This window comes from Aeromonas sp. Y289-2, from assembly GCF_027705925.1.
In the GTDB taxonomy this organism is placed as follows: Bacteria; Pseudomonadota; Gammaproteobacteria; order Enterobacterales; family Aeromonadaceae; genus Aeromonas; species Aeromonas veronii.
The window spans coordinates 109,697-129,728 of sequence record NZ_JAPDCH010000002.1; the positions used below are offsets into that span (position 1 = coordinate 109,697).

Consider the following 20,032-nt stretch of genomic DNA (forward strand, 5'->3'; position numbering starts at 1 on the left):
GCTGAGACTAAAGTCGGCTGGTCGCCTTCCCCTCCCTTTGTCACACTGGGAGCTGCATGAGTGCCGCAAGCCAGCAGAGGACGCTGTCATGTCAACCCTGTTCAATTTTGCCAGACCACCGTTCGACCGACTGGGCGAGGAGGCGCGCGAGCGGCTCTCCCGTCACCTCTCGCTCTGCTATTTTCGGGCCGGGGATCTGCTGCTAAAAGAGGGGGACGAGCCTCCCGGCCTCTATCTCATCATCAAGGGGGCGGTGGAAGAGTCGGCCCCTCACCACCAGTTTGGTGATTACGGGGTCGATGACCTGTTCGATGTGCGTGCCCAGTTTGATGGCCGCTGCCGCCACCGCTTCACCGCGCTGGAAGATAGCCTCTGTCAGCTCATTCCTCGCCACACCTTTCTGGCGCTCTGTGAGCAGGATCCGCAGTTTGCCAGCTACTTCACCGCCAATCTGGCCGAGCGTCAGCGCCAGCAAGAGCAGCGCGAACAGCTGGGTCAGAAGAATCTGGCGGAATTTATCCTGACCCGCATCGAACCCGGCCACCTGCAGGCACCGCTTATCGTCGACAGCAAGCTGTCACTGCTGGCGGCGACCGAAGCCATGGTGAGCAAGGGAACCGATTGCCTGCTCTACCCGGCCCACGACGGCTCCCTCACGCTGGCAACCCGCAAGACCTTGCTCCACGCCCTGACCCTCAAGGGATTGCCGCTGACGGCCCCGCTCTCGGTGCTGACCCCCACGCCCCTGATTGGTCTGCCGCTGGAGAGCTATCTGTTTGATGCCCTGCTGCTGATGACCCGCCATCGCATCAAGCGACTGGTGGTGTGGCGCGGCAATGAGGTGGCGGGGATCCTGCAACTGACTCAGGTGCTGGGGCTCTTCTCTACCCACTCCCACGTGCTGACGTTGCGTATCGCCCGAGCCGACAGCCTGCCGGCGCTGGAGGCGGTGGCCCGCGAACAGCAACAATTGACCCGCTCCCTGTTTGCCCAGGGGATCCACACCGCCTTTTTGATGAAGCTCATCGCCACCATCAACGAGCAGCTGATCGCCAAAGCCTTTGCGCTGGTGATCCCCCCCGAGGTGCAGGATAAGGTTTGCCTGCTGATGCTGGGCTCGGAGGGGCGCGGCGAGCAGATCCTCAAAACCGATCAGGACAACGCCCTGATCCTGCCAGAGGGGCTGACATGGCCCTCCCAGACAGCCGATCTGGCCGAATTCAGCGCCCTGCTGGAGCGCCTCGGCTACCCCCTCTGCCCCGGGCAGGTGATGGTGAACAATCCGGCCTGGGTAAAAACAGGCTGCGAGTGGCAAAGCGCCATTGCCAGCGCCTGCACCACGGCAAAAGAGGATGAGCTACTCTGGCTCGCCACCTTGGCCGATGCTCACCCCATCGCGGGGGATCGACAGCTCCATCTGCCGGTTGCCAGAGCGCTGCGCGAGCAGTTGGCGGACAGACGGGATCTGCTGGCGGAGATGGTGCGACCGGCAGTAGCTTTTCATGCCCCCCTCACCCTCTTTGGCAGGCTGGAGCAGCCACCGGAAGGGCTGGATCTGAAGCGGGGCGGCCTGTTCCCGCTGGTGCACGGCATCCGCATGCTGGCCCTTGAGGCAGGCATTCTGGAGACTTCAACCCTAGGGCGTATCGATGCGCTGGTGGCCGCCGATCGGCTCAGTGCCGACTATGGCAGCAATCTGGCAGAGGCGTTCCGGCTCTTTATCCGGCTTAGGCTGCGCAGCCAGCTCAAGGGGGGCAATAGTCGGGTGCAGACAAGCGAGCTTAGCCACAGCGAGCGGGATCTGTTGCGTCAGGCGCTGCATCAGGTTAAGAAGTTCCAGCAGTGGCTCACCTTGCACTTTCGTCTGAGACAATAGCCATGTTGAGCCGCGTTCGACGCTACTGGTATGGCCGTGCGTTCCGAACGGGCGATTTCGCGCCGCTCTTTGCCACCCCACCGGAAGATGAACGGATCGCCCTCGATTTCGAGACCACTAGTCTCGATCCCGAGCAGGCCGAGATCGTCTCCATCGGGGCGGTGCGCATTCAGGGCAACCGGCTGCTGACCGGCGAGGCCCTCGCCATCAAGGTACAGCCACCGGCCAGCCTGACCAGCCAATCTGTGGTGATCCACGGTCTGCGCCATCAGGATCTGCAACAGGGAATGGAGCTGGAAGCCGCGCTGCGCCTGCTGCTTCACTTTATCGGCCCCCGTGAACTGGTGGGCTATCACATCGCCTACGATCTGCGTATTCTCAATCTCGCCTGCCAGAAATTGTGGGAATTGACTCTGCCCCAGCGAGGGATCGAGGTAAGCCAGCTTTATCATGACCACCTCTATCGCCGCTACCCCGATGCGGCCATTGACCTGCGTTTAAGTTCCATCTGCAGCCACCTTGAACTCCCATCCCTGCCCGCCCACGATGCCCTTGCCGATGCCACCACGGCCGCGCTCATCTATCTGCGCCTGACCTGCGGCTCGCCGCTCACTTATCCCAAAGTCTAATTGTCGAGAAATAACATTTAATTCACATTTTGCTTACATGAGCAGATTACCTGCTCGTCGGGGTTACCCCATCCACCGCTGACACTCATGTCATGGAGAACTGCAATGGAACAGCAAAGCTATCTGAGGATCCAGCAAGATCCCAACTTCCAGGAGCTGGTCGCCAAGCGCCAGCGTTTTGCCTGGGCCCTCTCGGCTCTGATGCTGGGACTCTACCTGGCGTTTATTCTGCTCATCGCCTTTGCCCCCGGTTGGCTCGGCACCCCGCTCAGCGACAGCACCACCGTCACCCGTGGCATTCCGGTCGGGGTAGGACTCATCCTCTCCTCCTTCGTGTTGACCGGCATCTATGTGTTTCGGGCCAACGGCGAGTTTGACGAGCTGAATCAGAAGATCCTCAAGGGAGTGCAGTCATGAGCGCAAAAAGCATGAAAGGCAAGTGGCTGCTGTTGGCCTCACTGGCCTCCTCCCCCCTGCTGGCAGCGGATGCGCTGACCGGCGAAGTACAACGCCAACCCCTCAATGTATCGGCCATCGTGATGTTCGTGGTCTTTGTAGCCGCCACCTTGTTCATCACCTACTGGGCCTCCAAGCGCAACCGCTCGGCTTCCGACTACTATGCCGCCGGTGGCCGTATCACCGGCTTCCAGAACGGTCTGGCCATCGCCGGTGACTATATGTCCGCCGCCTCCTTCCTCGGGATCTCCGCGCTGGTCTACACCTCCGGCTACGATGGCCTGATTTACTCCATCGGCTTTCTGGTGGGCTGGCCCATCATCCTGTTCCTGATCGCCGAACGGCTGCGCAACCTCGGCAAATACACCTTCGCCGATGTCGCCTCCTATCGTCTCAAACAGACTGAAGTACGCACCCTCTCCGCCTGTGGTTCGCTGGTGGTGGTCGCCCTCTACCTGATCGCTCAGATGGTCGGTGCCGGCAAGCTGATCGAGCTGCTGTTTGGCCTGCAATACCATGTGGCAGTAGTGCTGGTCGGTATCCTGATGGTGCTCTACGTGCTGTTTGGCGGCATGCTGGCCACCACCTGGGTGCAGATCATCAAGGCAGTGATGCTGCTCTCCGGTGCCAGCTTCATGGCCATCATGGTCATGAAATCGGTCAACTTCGATATCGGAGCCCTGTTTAGCGAAGCGGTCAAGGTGCACGAGAAAGGGATCGCCATCATGAGCCCGGGTGGCCTGGTTGCTGACCCCATCTCCGCCATCTCGCTCGGTCTGGCATTGATGTTCGGTACCGCTGGCCTGCCCCATATCCTGATGCGTTTCTTCACCGTGAGCGATGCCAAAGAGGCGCGTAAATCGGTGTTCTACGCCACCGGCTTTATCGGCTACTTCTACATCCTCACCTTTATCATCGGCTTTGGCGCCATCTTGCTGGTGAGCACCAACCCTGCCTTCAAGGACGCCACCGGCGCCCTGCTGGGCGGCACCAACATGGCGGCAGTCCATCTGGCCAATGCGGTCGGTGGCAGCCTGTTCCTCGGCTTCATCTCCGCCGTGGCATTTGCCACCATTCTGGCGGTAGTTGCCGGATTGACCCTGGCCGGTGCCTCTGCGGTCTCCCATGACCTCTATGCCAGCGTGTTGAAGAAGGGCAAGGCCAACGAGACCGATGAACTACGTGTTTCCAAGATGACGACTCTGGTGCTGGGTGTGGTTGCCATTGGTCTGGGGATCCTGTTCGAGAAGCAGAACATCGCCTTCATGGTAGGTCTGGCCTTCTCCATCGCCGCCAGCTGCAACTTCCCGGTACTGTTCCTCTCCATGTTCTGGTCACGCCTGACCACCCGTGGCGCCGTCTACGGTGGCTGGCTGGGACTGGTGAGCGCCGTAACCCTGATGATCCTGGGCCCGACCGTGTGGGTGAAAGTGCTGGGCCATGCCCAGGCCATCTTCCCCTACGAATACCCTGCCCTCTTCTCCATGGGGTTGGCCTTCGTCGGGATCTGGTTCTTCTCCATCACCGACAGCTCCCAGAACGCCGCCGACGAACATGCCAAGTTCCTGCCGCAGTTCGTTCGCTCCCAGACCGGGCTGGGTGCCTCTGGCGCCACTTCCCACTAACGGGCAGCCATCACGCAAAAGCCGGCTTCATGCCGGCTTTTTTTATTGCCCATCAATCGGCTGCACGCCCCGCTTGCCCCGATCAAGATCACACTTCTCGCTAAAACTTTCGGGGGATCTGTGCCATAATGCGCGCCATTTGACAGACCAATCGGGACACATACCTTGTTAAGTAGCAACAACATCACCATGCAGTTCGGCGCCAAGCCGCTGTTTGAGAACATCAACGTCAAGTTTGGCGGCGGCAACCGCTATGGCCTTATCGGCGCCAACGGCTGTGGCAAGTCCACCTTCATGAAGATCCTCGGCGGTGATCTGGAGCCCACTGGCGGTAATGTGAGCCTGGACGTCAACGAGCGCATCGGTAAGCTACGTCAGGATCAGTTCGCCTACGAAGATATGCGCGTACTGGACGTGGTCATGATGGGTCACACCGAGCTGTGGGCGGCCATCGCCGAGCGCGATGCCATCTACGCCAACCTCGAAGCCACCGACGAAGACTATATGAAGGCCGCCGAGCTGGAAGGTCTGGTCGCCGAATATGACGGCTACACCGCTGAAGCGCGTGCAGGCGAGCTGCTGCTGGGTGTAGGCATTCCCCTTGAGCAGCACAACGGCCCGATGAGCGAAGTGGCGCCGGGCTGGAAACTGCGGGTGCTGCTGGCACAGGCGCTGTTCTCCAACCCTGACATCCTGCTGCTGGACGAACCGACCAACAACCTGGATATCAACACCATTCGCTGGCTGGAGCAGGTGCTCAACGAACGTGAAAGCACCATGATCATCATCTCTCACGACCGTCACTTCCTGAACTCTGTCTGTACCCACATGGCGGATCTGGACTACGGCGAGCTGCGCGTCTATCCGGGCAACTACGATGACTACATGCTGGCCGCCACCCAGGCGCGCGAGCGCCTGCTGGCTGACAACGCCAAGAAGAAGGCCCAGATCGCCGATCTGCAATCCTTCGTCTCCCGTTTCAGCGCCAACGCCTCCAAGTCCCGTCAGGCGACCTCCCGTCTCAAGCAGATCGACAAGATCAAGATTGAGGACGTCAAGGTCTCCAGCCGCCAGAACCCCTTCATCCGCTTCGAGCAGGACAAAAAGCTCTATCGCAACATCCTGGAAGTGGAAGGTGTATCCAAGGGTTATGGCGACGGTCCCCTGTTCAAGGGCCTCAACATGATGATGGAAGTGGGCGAGAAGGTCGCCATTCTGGGTACCAACGGTATCGGTAAATCCACTCTGATCAAGACCCTGGTCGGCGCACTGGCACCGGATACCGGCACCATCAAGTGGTCCGAGAACGCCCAGATCGGTTACTACGCTCAGGATCACGCCGAAGACTTCGACACTGATCTCAACGTATTCGACTGGATGGCCCAGTGGAAACAGGAGAACGAAGACGAGCAGGCTGTACGCTCCATACTGGGCCGTCTGCTCTTCTCTCAGGACGACATCAAGAAGCCGGTCAAGGTGCTCTCCGGTGGTGAACAGGGCCGCATGCTGTTCGGCAAGCTGATGATGCAGCGCCCCAACATCCTGATCATGGATGAGCCGACCAACCACCTGGACATGGAATCCATCGAATCCTTGAACATGGCACTGGAGCTCTACCAGGGCACCCTGATCTTCGTCTCTCACGACCGCGAATTCGTCTCCTCTCTGGCGACCCGCATCCTGGAGCTGACCGAAGATGGCATCCGCGACTTCGGCGGCACCTACGAGGATTACCTGCGCACCCAGGGCGTGGTATAACCCCGCACCTGCGCAAGTTCGCAATGAAAAACCGGCACACACGTGCCGGTTTTTTTATATTCCGTATTTAGACGATTGAGATGGCGTATAGCAGTGATGTGACTACACACCACAGAGCAAAGAGCAAAGAGCAAAGAGCAAAGAGCAAAGAGCAAAGAGCAAAGAGCAAAGAGCAAAGAGCAAAGCTTGAGTCTCCCCCCTCTTTTGCCCACAGATAAAAAAACGGCTCCATCAAGGAGCCGTTTTCAATGGGTTGCGCAGTGCCGATTACTCGACGGTCGCTTCCACACTGGTGAAGTACTCGATCTTGGCCGCTTTGCGCAGCTCGTCGATCAGAGACTTGTAATCCACCTGGGCTTTGCCCTGACCCAGCTGAGCTTGCAGCATGGCAGCCATACCGGATGCGGCGGCAGGGACGTTAACCTTGTCCAGCGCAACCACAACTCGGTCACCATTGGTCTCGGCAACCAGAGCCACGCTTGGCTTGCCGTCGATCGGATGGGGCAGCGTGAACGCCTGGGCAATCAGGTTCTGATCCAGCTCGCGATCGAAGCGGGCAACCCCTTTGTGGGTCTCCACTTTCAGACCGAGTGCAGTCAGATCGGCGGTGATGCTCTCACCGACCTTCAGCTTGTCCAGCAGGCCCTGGGCCTTGCCACGGGCCACTTCGCTGGCCTTGTCATGCTTGATGGCGGCAATCACCTGCTCTTTCACCTCGGCCAGCGGCTTGACCGCTTTGGGCTTGTGACCAGTGATGTGCAGCACCAGCGCCTTGCCGTCAGCCAGCTCGATCACGTCGGAGTTGGTGTTGTCATCGCGCAGCTGCTCGGAGAATGCCACGGAGAGCACCTTGGGATCGTTCAGTGGAGCCGGAGCAGTCGCCTGGGTGAAGAAATCGGAAGATTGGACCTTCATCCCCATGGCATCAGCGGTCAGATCCAGCGAGTCCGGGTTTTCGAAGCTGTTGTCAGCCATCTTCTGCTGCTCGGCGAAGAACTTCTCCTTGGCCTTGTCAGCTTGCAGACGAGTGATGGTCTCTTCTTTCACATCGGCAAACGGCTTGGTCTGGGCTGCTTCAACCCCCAGCAGCTTGATGATGTGGAAACCGAACGGGCTCTTCACCACGCCGGAGAGATCGCCAGCCTTGTCCAGGGCGAACGCGGCTTTCTCGAAGGCCGGATCCATCACCCCTTTCTCGAACCAGTCCAGCTCGCCGCCTTTTTTGGCAGAGAAGGTATCGGAAGAGTCAGCCTTGGCCAGCGCAGCGAAATCATCGCCCGCCTTGGCTTTGGCCAGCACGGCTTCAGCTTTCTGCTCGGCCGCTTTCTCATCCTTGCCAAACGGGATAAGGATGTGAGCCACGTGGCGACGCTCGGCACGCTGGAACAGATCCTGGTGCTGATCGTAGTAATCCTGGGCATCCTGCTCGGTGACCTTGATATCCTTGGCGAGGTTGGCAGCGTCCAGCAGCAGATAGTCGACCTTGACCTGCTCGTCGTTCATAAAACGGGCGCCATTGGTCTTGTAGTACTGATCCAGCTCATTGTCGGAGACCTGAACGTCAGCCATGTAGTTGGCGGCAGCCAGACGCACCAGACGCAGATCGCGAGTCTGGTTGTAGAGCTTGTCGAGCTGCTCCGCTTCCCCCTTGAGGGAGAATTCGGTGCCCAGCAGGGCGCTCATCAACTGTTGACGCACCATGTCCTGACGCAGGGAGTCACGGAACATTTCAGGAGTCATGCCGGCACGACGGATCAGCTGCAGATAGCGGTCATTGTTGAACTTGCCATTCTCGGCAAACTCCGGCATGGCCACGATGGCTTGCTTGATCTGTTCGTCACTGATACGCAGACCCAGTTCACGGGCCTTGCTGTCCAGCAGCGCCTGATCGATCAAGCGATCCAGCACGCCACGGCGGAACTGTTTCATGTAATCGGGGTTCGCGGCCAGCTGGCTGAATGCCTCTCCCATCTGGGATTCCATGCGGGCGCGCTCGTTACGGTAGGCATTTTCCAGTGCCGCAGCACTGATCTCGGTGCCATTGACGGTGGCGGGGGCAGTACGGGCCGGGCCGTTCAGGTAACTACCTACACCAGCCAAGGCAAAGGAGAGGATGATCAGGCCCAAGATAACCTTGGCTACCTTGCCCTGCGCCCCTTCGCGTAGTTTATCCAACATCATGTTTGTACTTATGCTCCCGAACTCGATGGGCGTAAACAATAAAAAGGCGCACCGATTGCGATGCGCCTTGGTCAATCAGTATGAGAGAAGACTCTCTAACTTGTCTGGTCTGCGACCAAGGACGGTAGCCGACGGATATCAGCGACCGACTTAGTTAACAGCGTCTTTCAGGGCCTTACCGGCTTTGAAGGCAGGAACTTTACCAGCAGCGATTTCGATGGTCGCGCCAGTCTGCGGGTTACGGCCTGAACGGGCAGCACGCTCGCGTACAGCGAAAGTACCGAAACCAACCAGAGCAACCTGGTCACCCTCTTTCAGCGCTTCACCAACAGCATCAATGAAGGCATCCAACGCACGGCCAGCGGCAGCTTTGGAGATATCGGCACCGTCTGCAATCTTGTCAATCAGTTGAGATTTATTCACTCTTATATTCCCCTTTTATCAAACACCGCTGCGGCGCTGATTTCCCTGGCCACAACAAGTGGAGGTTTTATAGCAAGCCTCCTGATCAGTTGCAAGTGACAATCTGGCGCAAACCCGCGCCACACAACGCATTGCGACTCATCACGAGTACCCGATCGGTGGTCAAGGCTACTTCCGTTATCGGGCGCATGCAAGCCTTAACCACCCGCCGAATGCGCCAAATTTGCGGCGCATCAACATTTACACGACAGAAACGCGCTCAAACCCCTGTGGATTGTCCTGCAACGCCAATTCCAGCACCTCGTCAATCCAGCGAACCGGATAAATTTCAAGGTCTTGTTTGACGTTTGCCGGGATCTCCTCAAGGTCACGCTCGTTCTCTTTCGGAATAAGCACTCGCTTGATGCCGCCACGGTGGGCTGCCAGCAACTTCTCCTTGAGACCACCGATGGGCAGCACTTCGCCGCGCAAGGTGATCTCCCCTGTCATCGCCACATCAGCACGAACCGGATTACCGGTCAAGCTGGAGACCAGGGCGGTACACATGGCGATACCGGCGCTCGGACCATCTTTCGGGGTAGCCCCTTCCGGTACGTGCACGTGGATATCGCGCTTCTCGTAGAAGTCGGCGTTGATGCGCAGCTTCTCGGCACGGGCTCGTACGACCGTCATGGCCGCCTGGATGGACTCCTGCATCACGTCACCGAGGGAACCGGTATAAGTGAGCTTGCCCTTGCCCGGCATGTTGGTGGTCTCGATGGTGAGCAGATCGCCCCCCACTTCGGTCCACGCCAGACCACACACCTGACCCACCTGGTTCTGGTCGGTGGCCTTGCCGTAATCGAAACGCTGCACCCCGAGGAACTCCTTGAGGTTCTCCTGATTGACCTGAACATGCTTGATGCTCTTGTCCAGCAGAATACGCTTGACCGCCTTGCGACAAATCTTGGAGATCTCGCGCTCCAGACTCCGCACACCCGCCTCGCGGGTGTAGTAACGGATCACTCCGACCAGCGCAGAATCTTCGATGGTGATCTCGGACTCTTTCAGGCCGTTGCGCTGGATCTGCTTGGCAACCAGATGCTGCTTGGCAATGTTGAGCTTCTCATCTTCGGTGTAACCGGAGAGACGGATCACTTCCATCCGGTCCAGCAAGGGGCCCGGGATGTTCATAGAGTTGGAGGTAGCCACGAACATCACGTCCGACAGGTCATAATCCACTTCCAGATAGTGATCGTTGAAGCTGTTGTTCTGTTCCGGATCCAGCACTTCCAGCAAGGCGGATGCGGGATCGCCACGCATGTCCGAGCTCATCTTGTCGATCTCGTCGAGCAGGAACAGCGGGTTCTTCACACCGACTTTCGCCATCTTCTGGATGAGTTTGCCGGGCATAGAACCGATATAGGTACGGCGGTGACCGCGGATCTCCGCTTCGTCACGCACCCCACCGAGGGCCATCCGCACATATTTGCGGCCGGTCGCCTTGGCGATGGATTGGCCCAGCGAGGTCTTGCCCACACCGGGAGGTCCAACCAGACAGAGGATGGGGCCCTTGAGCTTGTTCACCCGTGCCTGTACCGCCAGATATTCGAGGATGCGATCCTTGACCTTCTCGAGGCCATAGTGATCGGCGTCCAGCACCTCTTGCGCCTTGCCAAGATCTTTCTTGACCTTGGAGCGCGCCTTCCACGGCACCTGTACCATCCAGTCCACATAGCTGCGCACCACGGTAGCCTCGGCGGACATGGGAGACATCATCTTCAGCTTGGCAAGCTCGGCCTGGGCCTTTTCACGGGCATCTTCCGGCATGCCAGCCTCTTCAATCTTGCGATTGAGGGCTTCAAACTCATCCGGGCTATCTTCCAGCTCACCCAGCTCTTTCTGGATGGCCTTCATCTGCTCGTTGAGATAATACTCGCGCTGGCTTTTTTCCATCTGCTTCTTGACGCGAGTACGGATGCGCTTCTCGACCTGCAGCAGGTCAATTTCCGACTCCATCATCGCCATCAGGAATTCGATGCGCTCGGAGACCGAGACGATCTCCAGCACCTTCTGCTTGTCTTCCAGCTTGAGCGGCATGTGGGCCGCCATGGTGTCAGCCAGACGCGCAGCATCGTCGATCGCCGAGATCGAGGTCAGTACCTCGGGCGGGATCTTCTTGTTGAGTTTGATATAGCCTTCAAACTGGCCGATGGCGGAGCGAACCAGTACTTCCTGATCCTTCTCCTCAATGGCTTGGGAAGGGATGTACTGAGCCTCGCAGACAAAGAAATCCTTGTCGTCGATCATCCGCTCCAGGCGGGCACGCTGCCCACCCTCTACCAGCACCTTGACGGTGCCGTCCGGCAGCTTGAGCATCTGCAGAATATTGGCCACTGTCCCGACGGTGAAGATCTCCTCCACCGTTGGCTCATCGGTTGACGCATCCTTCTGGGCCACCAGCAGAACTTTCTTGTCCTGCTCCATGGCCGCTTCCAGACAGCGAATGGATTTTTCCCGCCCCACAAAGAGTGGAATGACCATGTGGGGATAAACCACCACGTCACGAAGAGGCAGGACGGGAATCTCGATGCGTTCTGAACGCTCTAGGTTCATATATGTCCTCTCGGCTTGTTATACCGTTGGCAAAGCGCTTGGCTGAGTATATGGGGGCGCTGAGATGAGATTCAATCGCCGAAACCGTAAAAAGCATGAAAGGGGCAAAAAGCCCCTTCCATTTGATTAAAAATCAGACATTTACTCTGATGCAGCAGCCTGGGTTTCGGGATTTTCGTAAATCATCAAGGGCGCGGAGTCCCCTTTGATCACGGTCTCGTCGATCACCACCTTGCTGACCCCTTCCAGAGAAGGCAGGTCATACATGGTATCCAGCAGCACGGCTTCCACGATGGAACGCAGACCACGAGCACCGGTTTTACGCTCCATCGCCTTGCGGGCAATGGCGTTGAGTGCGTCGTCACGGAACTCCAGCTCGACCCCTTCCAGATCGAACAACGCCGCGTACTGTTTGGTCAGCGCGTTTTTCGGCTCTTTCAGGATCTGGATAAGGGCAGACTCGTCCAGCTCGGTCAGAGTCGCGACCACCGGCAGACGGCCGATGAACTCGGGGATCAGACCATACTTGATCAGATCTTCCGGCTCTACCTTGGCGAAGGTCTCGCTCAGGGTGGCCTTGGCATCCTTGGATTTCACCTCGGCACCAAAACCGATACCGGTTCCCTTCACGGAACGCTGCTCGATCACCTTGTCCAGACCGGCAAAGGCACCGCCACAGATGAAGAGGATCTTGGAGGTATCAACCTGCAAGAACTCCTGCTGCGGATGCTTGCGACCACCTTGCGGCGGCACGGAAGCGATGGTCCCTTCGATCAGCTTGAGCAGTGCCTGCTGTACCCCTTCCCCGGAGACATCGCGGGTGATGGAGGGGTTGTCCGACTTGCGGGAGATCTTGTCGATCTCGTCGATGTAGACGATGCCACGCTGGGCTTTCTCTACGTCGTAGTCGCACTTTTGCAGCAGCTTCTGGATGATGTTCTCCACGTCCTCGCCCACATAACCGGCTTCGGTCAGGGTGGTCGCATCGGCCATAGTGAACGGCACATCCAGCAGACGAGCCAGAGTCTCGGCCAGCAGGGTCTTGCCGCTACCGGTCGGGCCAATCAGCAGGATGTTGGATTTGCCGAGCTCAACACCACTGTTTTCGCCGCTGTTGCGCAGACGCTTGTAGTGGTTGTAGACGGCAACGGCCAACACCTTCTTGGCATACTCCTGCCCGATCACATAGTCATCGAGATGAGCGCGGATCTGATGAGGGGTCGGCAGCTCGTTACCATCGCGCTTGGGCGAGATCTCGCGGATCTCTTCGCGGATGATGTCGTTGCACAGCTCGACGCACTCATCACATATGTAGACGGAAGGGCCAGCGATCAGCTTGCGCACTTCATGCTGGCTTTTGCCGCAAAAAGAGCAGTAGAGCAGCTTATCACCCTCACCCTTGCGTTTCTCTGTCATTCAGCAACCTCGTTTTATCAATAGAGGATGGATCGGCCTGTTGAGTTTACAACAGACCGGGACACCCTGCTCAGCTACGCTGGCTCAGGACACCGTCTACCAGACCATAGGCCACGGCCTGCTCGGCGGACATGAAGTTGTCACGATCGGTGTCACGCTCGATGGTAGCCATGTCCTGACCGGTGTGGAACGCCAGGCGCTCGTTCAGGGTATTTTTGATCTTCAGGATCTCCTGGGCGTGGATCTGGATATCAGATGCCTGACCCTGGAAGCCACCCAGCGGCTGGTGGATCATCACGCGGGCGTTAGGCAGGCAGAAACGCTTGCCCTTGGCACCGCCAGCCAGCAGGAAGGCCCCCATGGAGCAGGCCTGCCCCATGCAGACGGTGCTGACATCCGGCTTGATGAACTGCATAGTGTCGTAGATGGACATGCCCGCAGTCACCGAACCACCCGGCGAGTTGATGTAAATATAGATGTCCTTGTCCGGATTCTCGGATTCGAGGAACAGCAACTGGGCAACCACCAGATTGGCCATGTGATCTTCAACCTGACCAGTCAGGAAGATCACCCGCTCTTTCAGCAGACGGGAGTAAATATCGTAGGAACGTTCACCCTTGGCAGTCTGTTCGACCACGATGGGGACCAGCGCATTGCTGGGAGAATCGGTCATATCGTTATAGTTCTTGTACATAAGGCATTGTCCCTAAAATAAAATGGCCCGAGTGGAGATCACACGAGCCATTATACTTAACAGTCTTGACCTTAAGTCAAATGTTCTTAGGCAGCGGCGCCAGACTTGTTGATCACTTCGTCAAAGGCAACTTCTTTTTCGGTCACTTGCGCTTTGGACAGGATCAGGTCGATGGCTTGATCTTCTACTGCCAGGTTACGAACGCCGTTCAGCATCTGTTCGTTCTTCTGGTAGTACTCGATCACTTCCTTCGGATCTTCGTAGGCAGTCGCCATGGACTCGATGATGCTGTTTACACGGGCATCGTCAGCCTTGATCTCGTTGGTGCGGATCACGTCACCCAGCAGCAGGCCTACGCGTACACGACGCTCGGCTTGAGCCTGGAACAGTTCAGCCGGCAGCTCGGGAGCGTTACCGCCCTGGAAACCACCGAAGCGCTGCAGAGCCTGCTGACGCAGTGCGTCGATCTCTTGAGCAACAGCAGCTTTCGGCAGGTCGATTTGGTTGGCTTCAACCAGACCGTTCAGAACCTGCTCTTTCACGCTGTTTTTCAGGGCTTGAGCCAGTTCGCGCTCCATGTTCTTGCGCACTTCTGCTTTCAGCTCTTCAACAGAACCGCTCTCGATACCGAAACGCTTCACGAACTCTTCGGTCAGCTCAGGCAGGATCTGCTCTTCAACCTTGATCAGCTTGGAAGCGAACTTGGCATCTTTGCCTTTCAGGTTTTCAGCGTGGTAGTCAGCCGGGAAGGTCACTTCGATGGTGAACTCGTCGCCCGCTTTCTTGCCCAGGATGGCGTCTTCGAAGCCTGGGATCATACGGCCAGCGCCCAGCACCAGGTTGAAGCCTTCAGCTTTGCCGCCGTCGAACTCTTCACCGTCGATGGAACCGACGAAGTCCATGGTCACACGCATGCCATTGGCAGCGGCAACATCGGCATCAGCCCAGGTAGCGTGCTGCTTGCGCAGGGTGTCGATCATGTTGGCTAGATCTTCGTCCTTCACGGTCGCAACCGGCTTCTCGACCTTGATGGTCTCGAGACCTGCAACTTCGAACTCCGGATACACTTCGAAAGTGGCGGTGAATTCGAAATCCTGACCTTCTTTGATCTCTTTCGGATCCATGGTCGGGGCACCGGCCGGGCTCAGTTTGTTTTCGATGATGGCTTTGATGAAGTTGCTCTGCATCATTTCATCAGCAACGCGGGCGTGAGCCATGGCGCCGAACATCTTCTTGATGATGGCAACCGGAGCCTTGCCAGGACGGAAACCGTCGATGCGACGAGTTTTGGCCAGGCCATTCAATTCTTTACGCACAGCGGCGTCTACGGTAGCGGCCGGTACAGTGATGGTAAGACGGCGTTCCAGACCCTGGGTTGTCTCTACAGAAACTTGCATTCTTCTACCTCGTTCAACTCAGCACTGTGTGCTGACCCTTTATTGCCCCTGGGCAAAGCCCGGAGTCTTCCTGTTTATAAAGACAACGATATGTCTTTGTGATGAGAAAATATGACGCGGCATTATAGCGGCGCACTTTGGTCGAGTCGAGCCACACATCCCCCACATTGAGCGGCGTGCAAGCACAATTCGTGCAAAACTGCCCTTTATATGGGGAGAGAGGAGCCCGACTTCAACTATCCGATGGCAATAATTTTGCGTTTGTTCACCTTTTTTCATCCGAACGCCGCTTTATTGCCCATCTTTCGCCGAAAAACAGCCCACCGTTGCGGGCGGCGACTCAATTTGACCAGCCAAATGGCGATTGGGCCAATCAACCATTGCGTCCCTACCCCTCCCTCGTTATGGTGACAACCAAATTGATGATCTGGAGTCACTCACATGGCCTTTTTCCGCTTCTTGTTCAATCTGCTCTGGTTTGTACTGGGAGGTGTCTTTATGGGCCTGGCCTGGTGGCTGGCCGGTCTTATCTGCTTTATCTCGCTGGTCGGCATCCCTTGGGGACGTGCCTGCTTCGTGATCGGCACCTTTACCTTCTTCCCGTTTGGCAAGCAGGCCGTTAATCGCAAGACCATGACCGGCCAGAGCGATATCGGCACCGGCACTCTGGGGCTGATTGGCAACATCCTCTGGTTCGTGCTGATCGGCGTCTGGCTGGCCATCGGCCACATCGCTTCCGCGCTGGCCTGCTTCGTGACCATTATCGGTATTCCGTTCGGTATCCAGCACCTCAAGCTGGCACTCATCAGTCTGGCGCCTATCGGCCAGATGATTGTGACCAACCAGGAGGCGGAATCGGGCCGCTATATCCGCTAACGGCGGGAAATGCGCGGGCAGACGCTGCCCTGCAACGAAAAAAAGGGCAGACTAGGGTCTGCCCTTTTCTATTCTCTTTTGTTGAGGCCATCATGTTACCCAGCCACTTTTTCGCCAATCTCGCCCGCATGAAACTCATCTACCGCTGGCCCCTGATGCGCAACATCCAGCCGGAAAACATCGCCGAGCACAGCCTGCAGGTGGCCATGGTGGCCCATGCCCTCGGCATCATCAAAAATCGACTGTTTGGCGGCAGCGTGAATGCCGACCGCGCCGCCGTGATGGCCCTCTACCACGACAGCAGTGAAGTGCTGACCGGCGATCTGCCCACCCCGGTCAAATACTTCAACCCCGAAATTGCCCGCGAGTACAAGAAGATAGAACTGGCCGCCGAGCAGCGTCTGCTTGGCATGCTGCCGCCGGAACTGGTGGAGGACTTTCGCCCCCTGCTCGATTCGGCAGCCCAGGATGACGAGCTGGCCAGGCTGGTCAAGGATGCCGACACCCTCTGCGCCTATACCAAGTGTCTGGAGGAGATCAACGCGGGCAATCGGGAGTTCGAACCGGCTCGCAAGCGCCTTGAAGCCATGCTGGCAGCCCGGATGAGCGATGAGATGCGCTACTTTATCGACACCTTCGTAGCCAGCTTCTCCCTGCCACTCGATGAGCTCAACGCTCACTAAGCCACGCCACTCGACCTGAAAACAGCAGGGCCCGCCGGTTTGCACCGGCGGGCCCTTCGTTCTTTATTGCGCATTAGATCCGGCGCATCAGTGACCCAGCTCACGGGAGGGTACCAGACCGCTCGCCCGCCAGGCGGGATAGAGGGTCGCCACCAGACTCATCAGGATGGCGGCGCCCGTCACGATGAGCAGATCCTGCATATGCAACTCGGTCGGCAAGAAGTCGATAAAGTAGATATCCGGATTGAGGAAGCGATGGCCGATGAGCTTTTCGACAACGCTCAGGATCTGGGTCAGCTTGCTAGAGAGCAGCCCACCCAGCAGGGCGCCAAGCAACGCGCCGGCCACGCCATTGACCATCCCCTGAATGACGAAGGTGAGCCGGATCTGGCCGGGGCTCGCCCCCATGGTTTTCAGGATGGCGATCTCGCTGCGCTTCTCGTTCACCGCCATCACCAGGGTGGAGACGATGTTGAAGCAGGCCACTGCCACCACCATCAGCATCACCACATACATGACGGTACGCACCATCTGGATGTCCTGATAGAGGTAACCCTGACTGTTCATCCAACTACGGATATAGACGTGATGGGGGAACTGCTGCGCGGCGGCGATCGTAATATTTTGTGCATTAAGCACATCACTCACCCGCAGGCTGAAGCCCTCCACATCGCTGCCCATACCGGTGATCGCTTGTGCATCGGCCAGATGCATAAAGCCAAGCAGGCCGTCGAGCTGACCGCCGATCTCCAGCAGCCCTACCACGGTCAGGGCTTCGCGGCGAGGATTCTTGATCCCCGCCTGATCGCCCCCTTGCGGCAGCAGCAGGGCGACCGAGTCCCCCACCTTGACGCCCAGCTTGTCAGCGATGGTCTTGCCAAGGATCACCCCACGTTCACCCGGTTGCAGCTCACGCAGACCACGGCCCGTCATGTATTTGCCTGCATCCGACAGATTGGCTTCCAGATCGGGCAGCACGGCACGCAGTTGCACCCCCTTGAGGGCAGAGCCATGCTCCAGCAGGCCATTGAGGCGAATGACCGGCGCCGCCGCCTCAACGCCCGGCTGGGCCAGCAGGTAGTCACGCAGACGCGGCCAATCCGGCAGCGGCCGCTCGACGGCGTCCAGCTCACCTTGCGGCACGACCGAGAGCACCCGATCTTTGAGCTCCCGCTCGAAACCGTTCATGGCGGAGAGGCCCAGGATCAGCGCCATCACCCCGAGGGCAATACCGATCAGGGAAGAGGCAGAGATAAAGGCGATAAACCCGTTGCGACGGCGGGAGCGGCTGTAACGCAGGCCCAGAAAGAGGGGCAGCGGTTTGAACATCAGGCAACCTCCGCCATCACGCCGCTCACCAGGGTCACCCGGCGATGGAGCTTGGCCGCCAGGCTCAAGTCGTGGGTCACCACCACAAACGCAGTGCCCAGTTCACGATTCAGTTCACACAGCAGTTCGTACACCGCGGTGGCACTGGCGTGATCCAGATTGCCGGTGGGCTCATCCGCCAGCACCAGACTCGGTTCGTTGACCAGCGCCCGGGCGATCGCCACCCGCTGACGTTCGCCACCGGAGAGCTCGGAAGGACGGTGATTCAAGCGATGGGAAAGCCCCACCCGCCCCAGCATCTTGGTTGCCTTTTCGGTGGCAATAGCCACCGACTCACCGGCGATCAGCAGCGGCATGGCCGCATTTTCCAGCGCACTGAACTCGGAGAGCAGGTGGTGGAACTGGTAGACAAAGCCCAGCTCGCGGTTGCGAAAGCGAGCCTGGGTACGGCTGTCCCAGTGGTGGATATCCTCCCCCTTGAACAGCACGGCGCCGCTGGAGGGGTTGTCCAGCGCCCCCATCAGATGCAGCAGAGTGGTCTTGCCGGAGCCCGAGCTCCCCACCACCGCCAGCATTTCGCCGGGCGCGACGCAGAGATCGATCCCCTTGAGCACCTGAGTCTCCAGCTCCCCCTCTTTATAGACATGATTGAGCGCCTGGCAGCGCAGCAGAGGTTCACGGGATACGGCTTCATTCATAACAGGGGCTCCACTTGCCTCGGTAACAACGCTGGCACCCGCAACTACGGGGGCACCAGTCACAACAGAAGATGCATTATTCACGGCATTACTCATAACGCAGCGCCTCGGCCGGTTTCACCCGCGCAGCGCGGGCCGCCGGGTAGAGGGTGGCACTGAAACTCAGCAGCACGGCGCCCAGCAAAATGGTGATGACCTGAGCCGGCTCGACAATCACCGGCAGGCCACTGCCGCCCGCCGCCATATAGAGGTTGAGCCCCACCGCATTGAGCAGAGGGTTGAGACCCAGGCTGAGCGCAAGGCCCGCCAGTCCGCCAAACAGGGCGCCAATCACCCCGCTGGAAGCGCCAAGCACCATGAAGATTTTGACGATCCCCGATTCACTCATGCCCATGGTGCGCAGGATGGCCACTTCGCCCTCCTTGTCCGTTACCACCATCACCAGCGCGGAGAGGATGTTGAAGGTGGCGACGGCGATGATCAGCACCAGCATCAGCCCCATCATCCGTTTTTCCATGGCGACCGCCTGGAACAGCTCGCCCCGCTCGCGGCGCCAATCCTGCCAGACCAATCCGTAGGGCAACGGCGTCTTGATCACCTCGTCAGCCGCAAAGGGATCATCGAGCCAGAGGCGAATGCCACCGACGGTTTCTGGCGGCAGGCGCAGCAGCCGCTGGGCATCCCCCAGGGCGATCAGCGCAATCTGGTTATCCACATCGGCGCCGACCCCGAAGATGCCGGAGACGGTAAAGAGGCGCTGGGCCGGTACCCGGCCAAACGGGGTGAAGCGGGTCCCTTCGGTCAGGATCAAACGAACCTGATCGCCGATGGAGACATTGAGCCGGCGTGCCACCCCCTGCCCCAGCACGATGCGGTAGTGGCCGGCCTGCAGGGTATCGAGGCGTCCCCCCAGCATCTGGCTATGGAGGATGTCATCCTTGGGCCACTTTGCAGGGTCGATGCCCTGCACACTCACCCCGGTCAGCTGGCCGGGACTTTGCAGCATCCCTTCGCTGTCGAGCATGGGGGCCGAGGCGACCACATGGGGTAATTTGGCCAGATCCGGCAAGCCTTGCGGGTCGGCATCAATGCGGCCAGCCTGATTGGTCACCACCACATGGGGGATCACCCCGAGGATGCGCCCTTTGAGCTGCCCTTCGAAACCGTTCATCACCGAAATGACCACCATCAGGGCGGCGACCCCGATGGCGATGCCAAAGGTAGAGAACAGGGAGATAAATGAGACGAAGCGATTGCTGCGCTTCGAGCCTGCATAACGCAGGCCGATGGCCAGCGAAAGGGGCTGAAAAAGTCCGGTCTTCAAGGATATGTACGTTGCCAACAAAATAAGATACCGGATAATAAAGGGAAACCGTCCATGACAACAAGGGATAGC

General features: G+C 58.5%; 16 protein-coding genes. 7 read left to right on the forward strand and 9 right to left on the reverse strand.

Features of this window, described 5'->3' with window-relative positions; genetic code table 11:
• Positions 1-88: 88 nt before the first annotated feature.
• From OKC43_RS04845 to OKC43_RS04865, 5 genes are all read left to right on the forward strand, one after another.
• Complete coding sequence (locus OKC43_RS04845; RefSeq protein WP_236272367.1) at positions 89-1,876, forward strand: putative nucleotidyltransferase substrate binding domain-containing protein; 1,788 nt, start codon at positions 89-91, stop codon at positions 1,874-1,876.
• A 2-nt stretch (positions 1,877-1,878) separates the two neighbouring features.
• Positions 1,879-2,505, forward strand: a complete 627-nt coding sequence (locus tag OKC43_RS04850; RefSeq protein WP_236272366.1) for a 3'-5' exonuclease — start codon at positions 1,879-1,881, stop codon at positions 2,503-2,505.
• A gap of 105 nt (positions 2,506-2,610) precedes the next feature.
• On the forward strand, positions 2,611-2,922 hold the full coding sequence (locus OKC43_RS04855; RefSeq protein ID WP_005336970.1) for a DUF485 domain-containing protein: 312 nt from the start codon (positions 2,611-2,613) through the stop codon (positions 2,920-2,922).
• Between the two features lie 11 nt (positions 2,923-2,933).
• Positions 2,934-4,586 (forward strand): cation acetate symporter, encoded by a 1,653-nt coding sequence (locus tag OKC43_RS04860; protein WP_026035062.1) that lies wholly within the window; start codon positions 2,934-2,936, stop codon positions 4,584-4,586.
• Between the two features lie 165 nt (positions 4,587-4,751).
• Positions 4,752-6,344 (forward strand): ABC-F family ATPase, encoded by a 1,593-nt coding sequence (locus tag OKC43_RS04865; RefSeq protein ID WP_040068106.1) that lies wholly within the window; start codon positions 4,752-4,754, stop codon positions 6,342-6,344.
• Between the two features lie 267 nt (positions 6,345-6,611).
• Here OKC43_RS04865 and ppiD read toward each other — a convergent pair whose 3' ends face one another.
• The 6 genes from ppiD to tig form a co-directional block, all read right to left on the reverse strand.
• A complete protein-coding gene (ppiD, locus tag OKC43_RS04870; RefSeq protein WP_236272365.1) occupies positions 6,612-8,525 on the reverse strand; it encodes a peptidylprolyl isomerase in 1,914 nt (637 codons plus the stop codon).
• Between the two features lie 150 nt (positions 8,526-8,675).
• The gene (gene hupB / locus OKC43_RS04875; RefSeq protein ID WP_005315375.1) at positions 8,676-8,948 is read right to left on the reverse strand and encodes a nucleoid-associated protein HU-beta; all 273 of its coding nucleotides are present in this window, start codon (positions 8,946-8,948) and stop codon (positions 8,676-8,678) included.
• Between the two features lie 240 nt (positions 8,949-9,188).
• Positions 9,189-11,543 carry an endopeptidase La gene (gene lon / locus OKC43_RS04880; protein WP_005336976.1) on the reverse strand — a complete coding sequence of 785 codons (2,355 nt, stop codon included), beginning with the start codon at positions 11,541-11,543 and terminating at the stop codon, positions 9,189-9,191.
• 141 nt (positions 11,544-11,684) lie between these two features.
• Positions 11,685-12,959, reverse strand: coding sequence for an ATP-dependent protease ATP-binding subunit ClpX (gene clpX, locus OKC43_RS04885; RefSeq protein ID WP_005336977.1), 1,275 nt, complete (start codon positions 12,957-12,959; stop codon positions 11,685-11,687).
• A gap of 70 nt (positions 12,960-13,029) precedes the next feature.
• Entirely contained in the window at positions 13,030-13,653 is a 624-nt protein-coding gene (clpP, locus tag OKC43_RS04890) for an ATP-dependent Clp endopeptidase proteolytic subunit ClpP (protein WP_005336979.1), read from the reverse strand.
• Positions 13,654-13,739: 86 nt separating this feature from the next.
• The gene (gene tig, locus OKC43_RS04895) at positions 13,740-15,050 is read right to left on the reverse strand and encodes a trigger factor (RefSeq protein ID WP_042081175.1); all 1,311 of its coding nucleotides are present in this window, start codon (positions 15,048-15,050) and stop codon (positions 13,740-13,742) included.
• A gap of 441 nt (positions 15,051-15,491) precedes the next feature.
• Between tig and OKC43_RS04900 the strand changes: the two genes are divergently transcribed.
• Both OKC43_RS04900 and yfbR read left to right on the forward strand, forming a co-directional pair.
• A complete protein-coding gene (locus OKC43_RS04900; protein ID WP_076495751.1) occupies positions 15,492-15,926 on the forward strand; it encodes a YccF domain-containing protein in 435 nt (144 codons plus the stop codon).
• Between the two features lie 92 nt (positions 15,927-16,018).
• Positions 16,019-16,609 (forward strand): 5'-deoxynucleotidase, encoded by a 591-nt coding sequence (gene yfbR, locus OKC43_RS04905; RefSeq protein WP_047436789.1) that lies wholly within the window; start codon positions 16,019-16,021, stop codon positions 16,607-16,609.
• An 87-nt stretch (positions 16,610-16,696) separates the two neighbouring features.
• On the opposite strand, the gene lolE is transcribed toward yfbR, so the two are convergent.
• From lolE to OKC43_RS04920, 3 genes are all read right to left on the reverse strand, one after another.
• Positions 16,697-17,938: a lipoprotein-releasing ABC transporter permease subunit LolE gene (gene lolE / locus OKC43_RS04910; RefSeq protein ID WP_005336986.1), complete on the reverse strand. Its 1,242-nt coding sequence runs from the start codon at positions 17,936-17,938 to the stop codon at positions 16,697-16,699.
• The gene (lolD, locus tag OKC43_RS04915; protein ID WP_236272764.1) at positions 17,938-18,636 is read right to left on the reverse strand and encodes a lipoprotein-releasing ABC transporter ATP-binding protein LolD; all 699 of its coding nucleotides are present in this window, start codon (positions 18,634-18,636) and stop codon (positions 17,938-17,940) included. Before lolD ends, lolE begins: the two co-directional genes overlap by 1 nt.
• A gap of 88 nt (positions 18,637-18,724) precedes the next feature.
• Entirely contained in the window at positions 18,725-19,960 is a 1,236-nt protein-coding gene (locus tag OKC43_RS04920; protein ID WP_236272763.1) for a lipoprotein-releasing ABC transporter permease subunit, read from the reverse strand.
• Between the last annotated feature and the right edge of the window lie 72 nt (positions 19,961-20,032).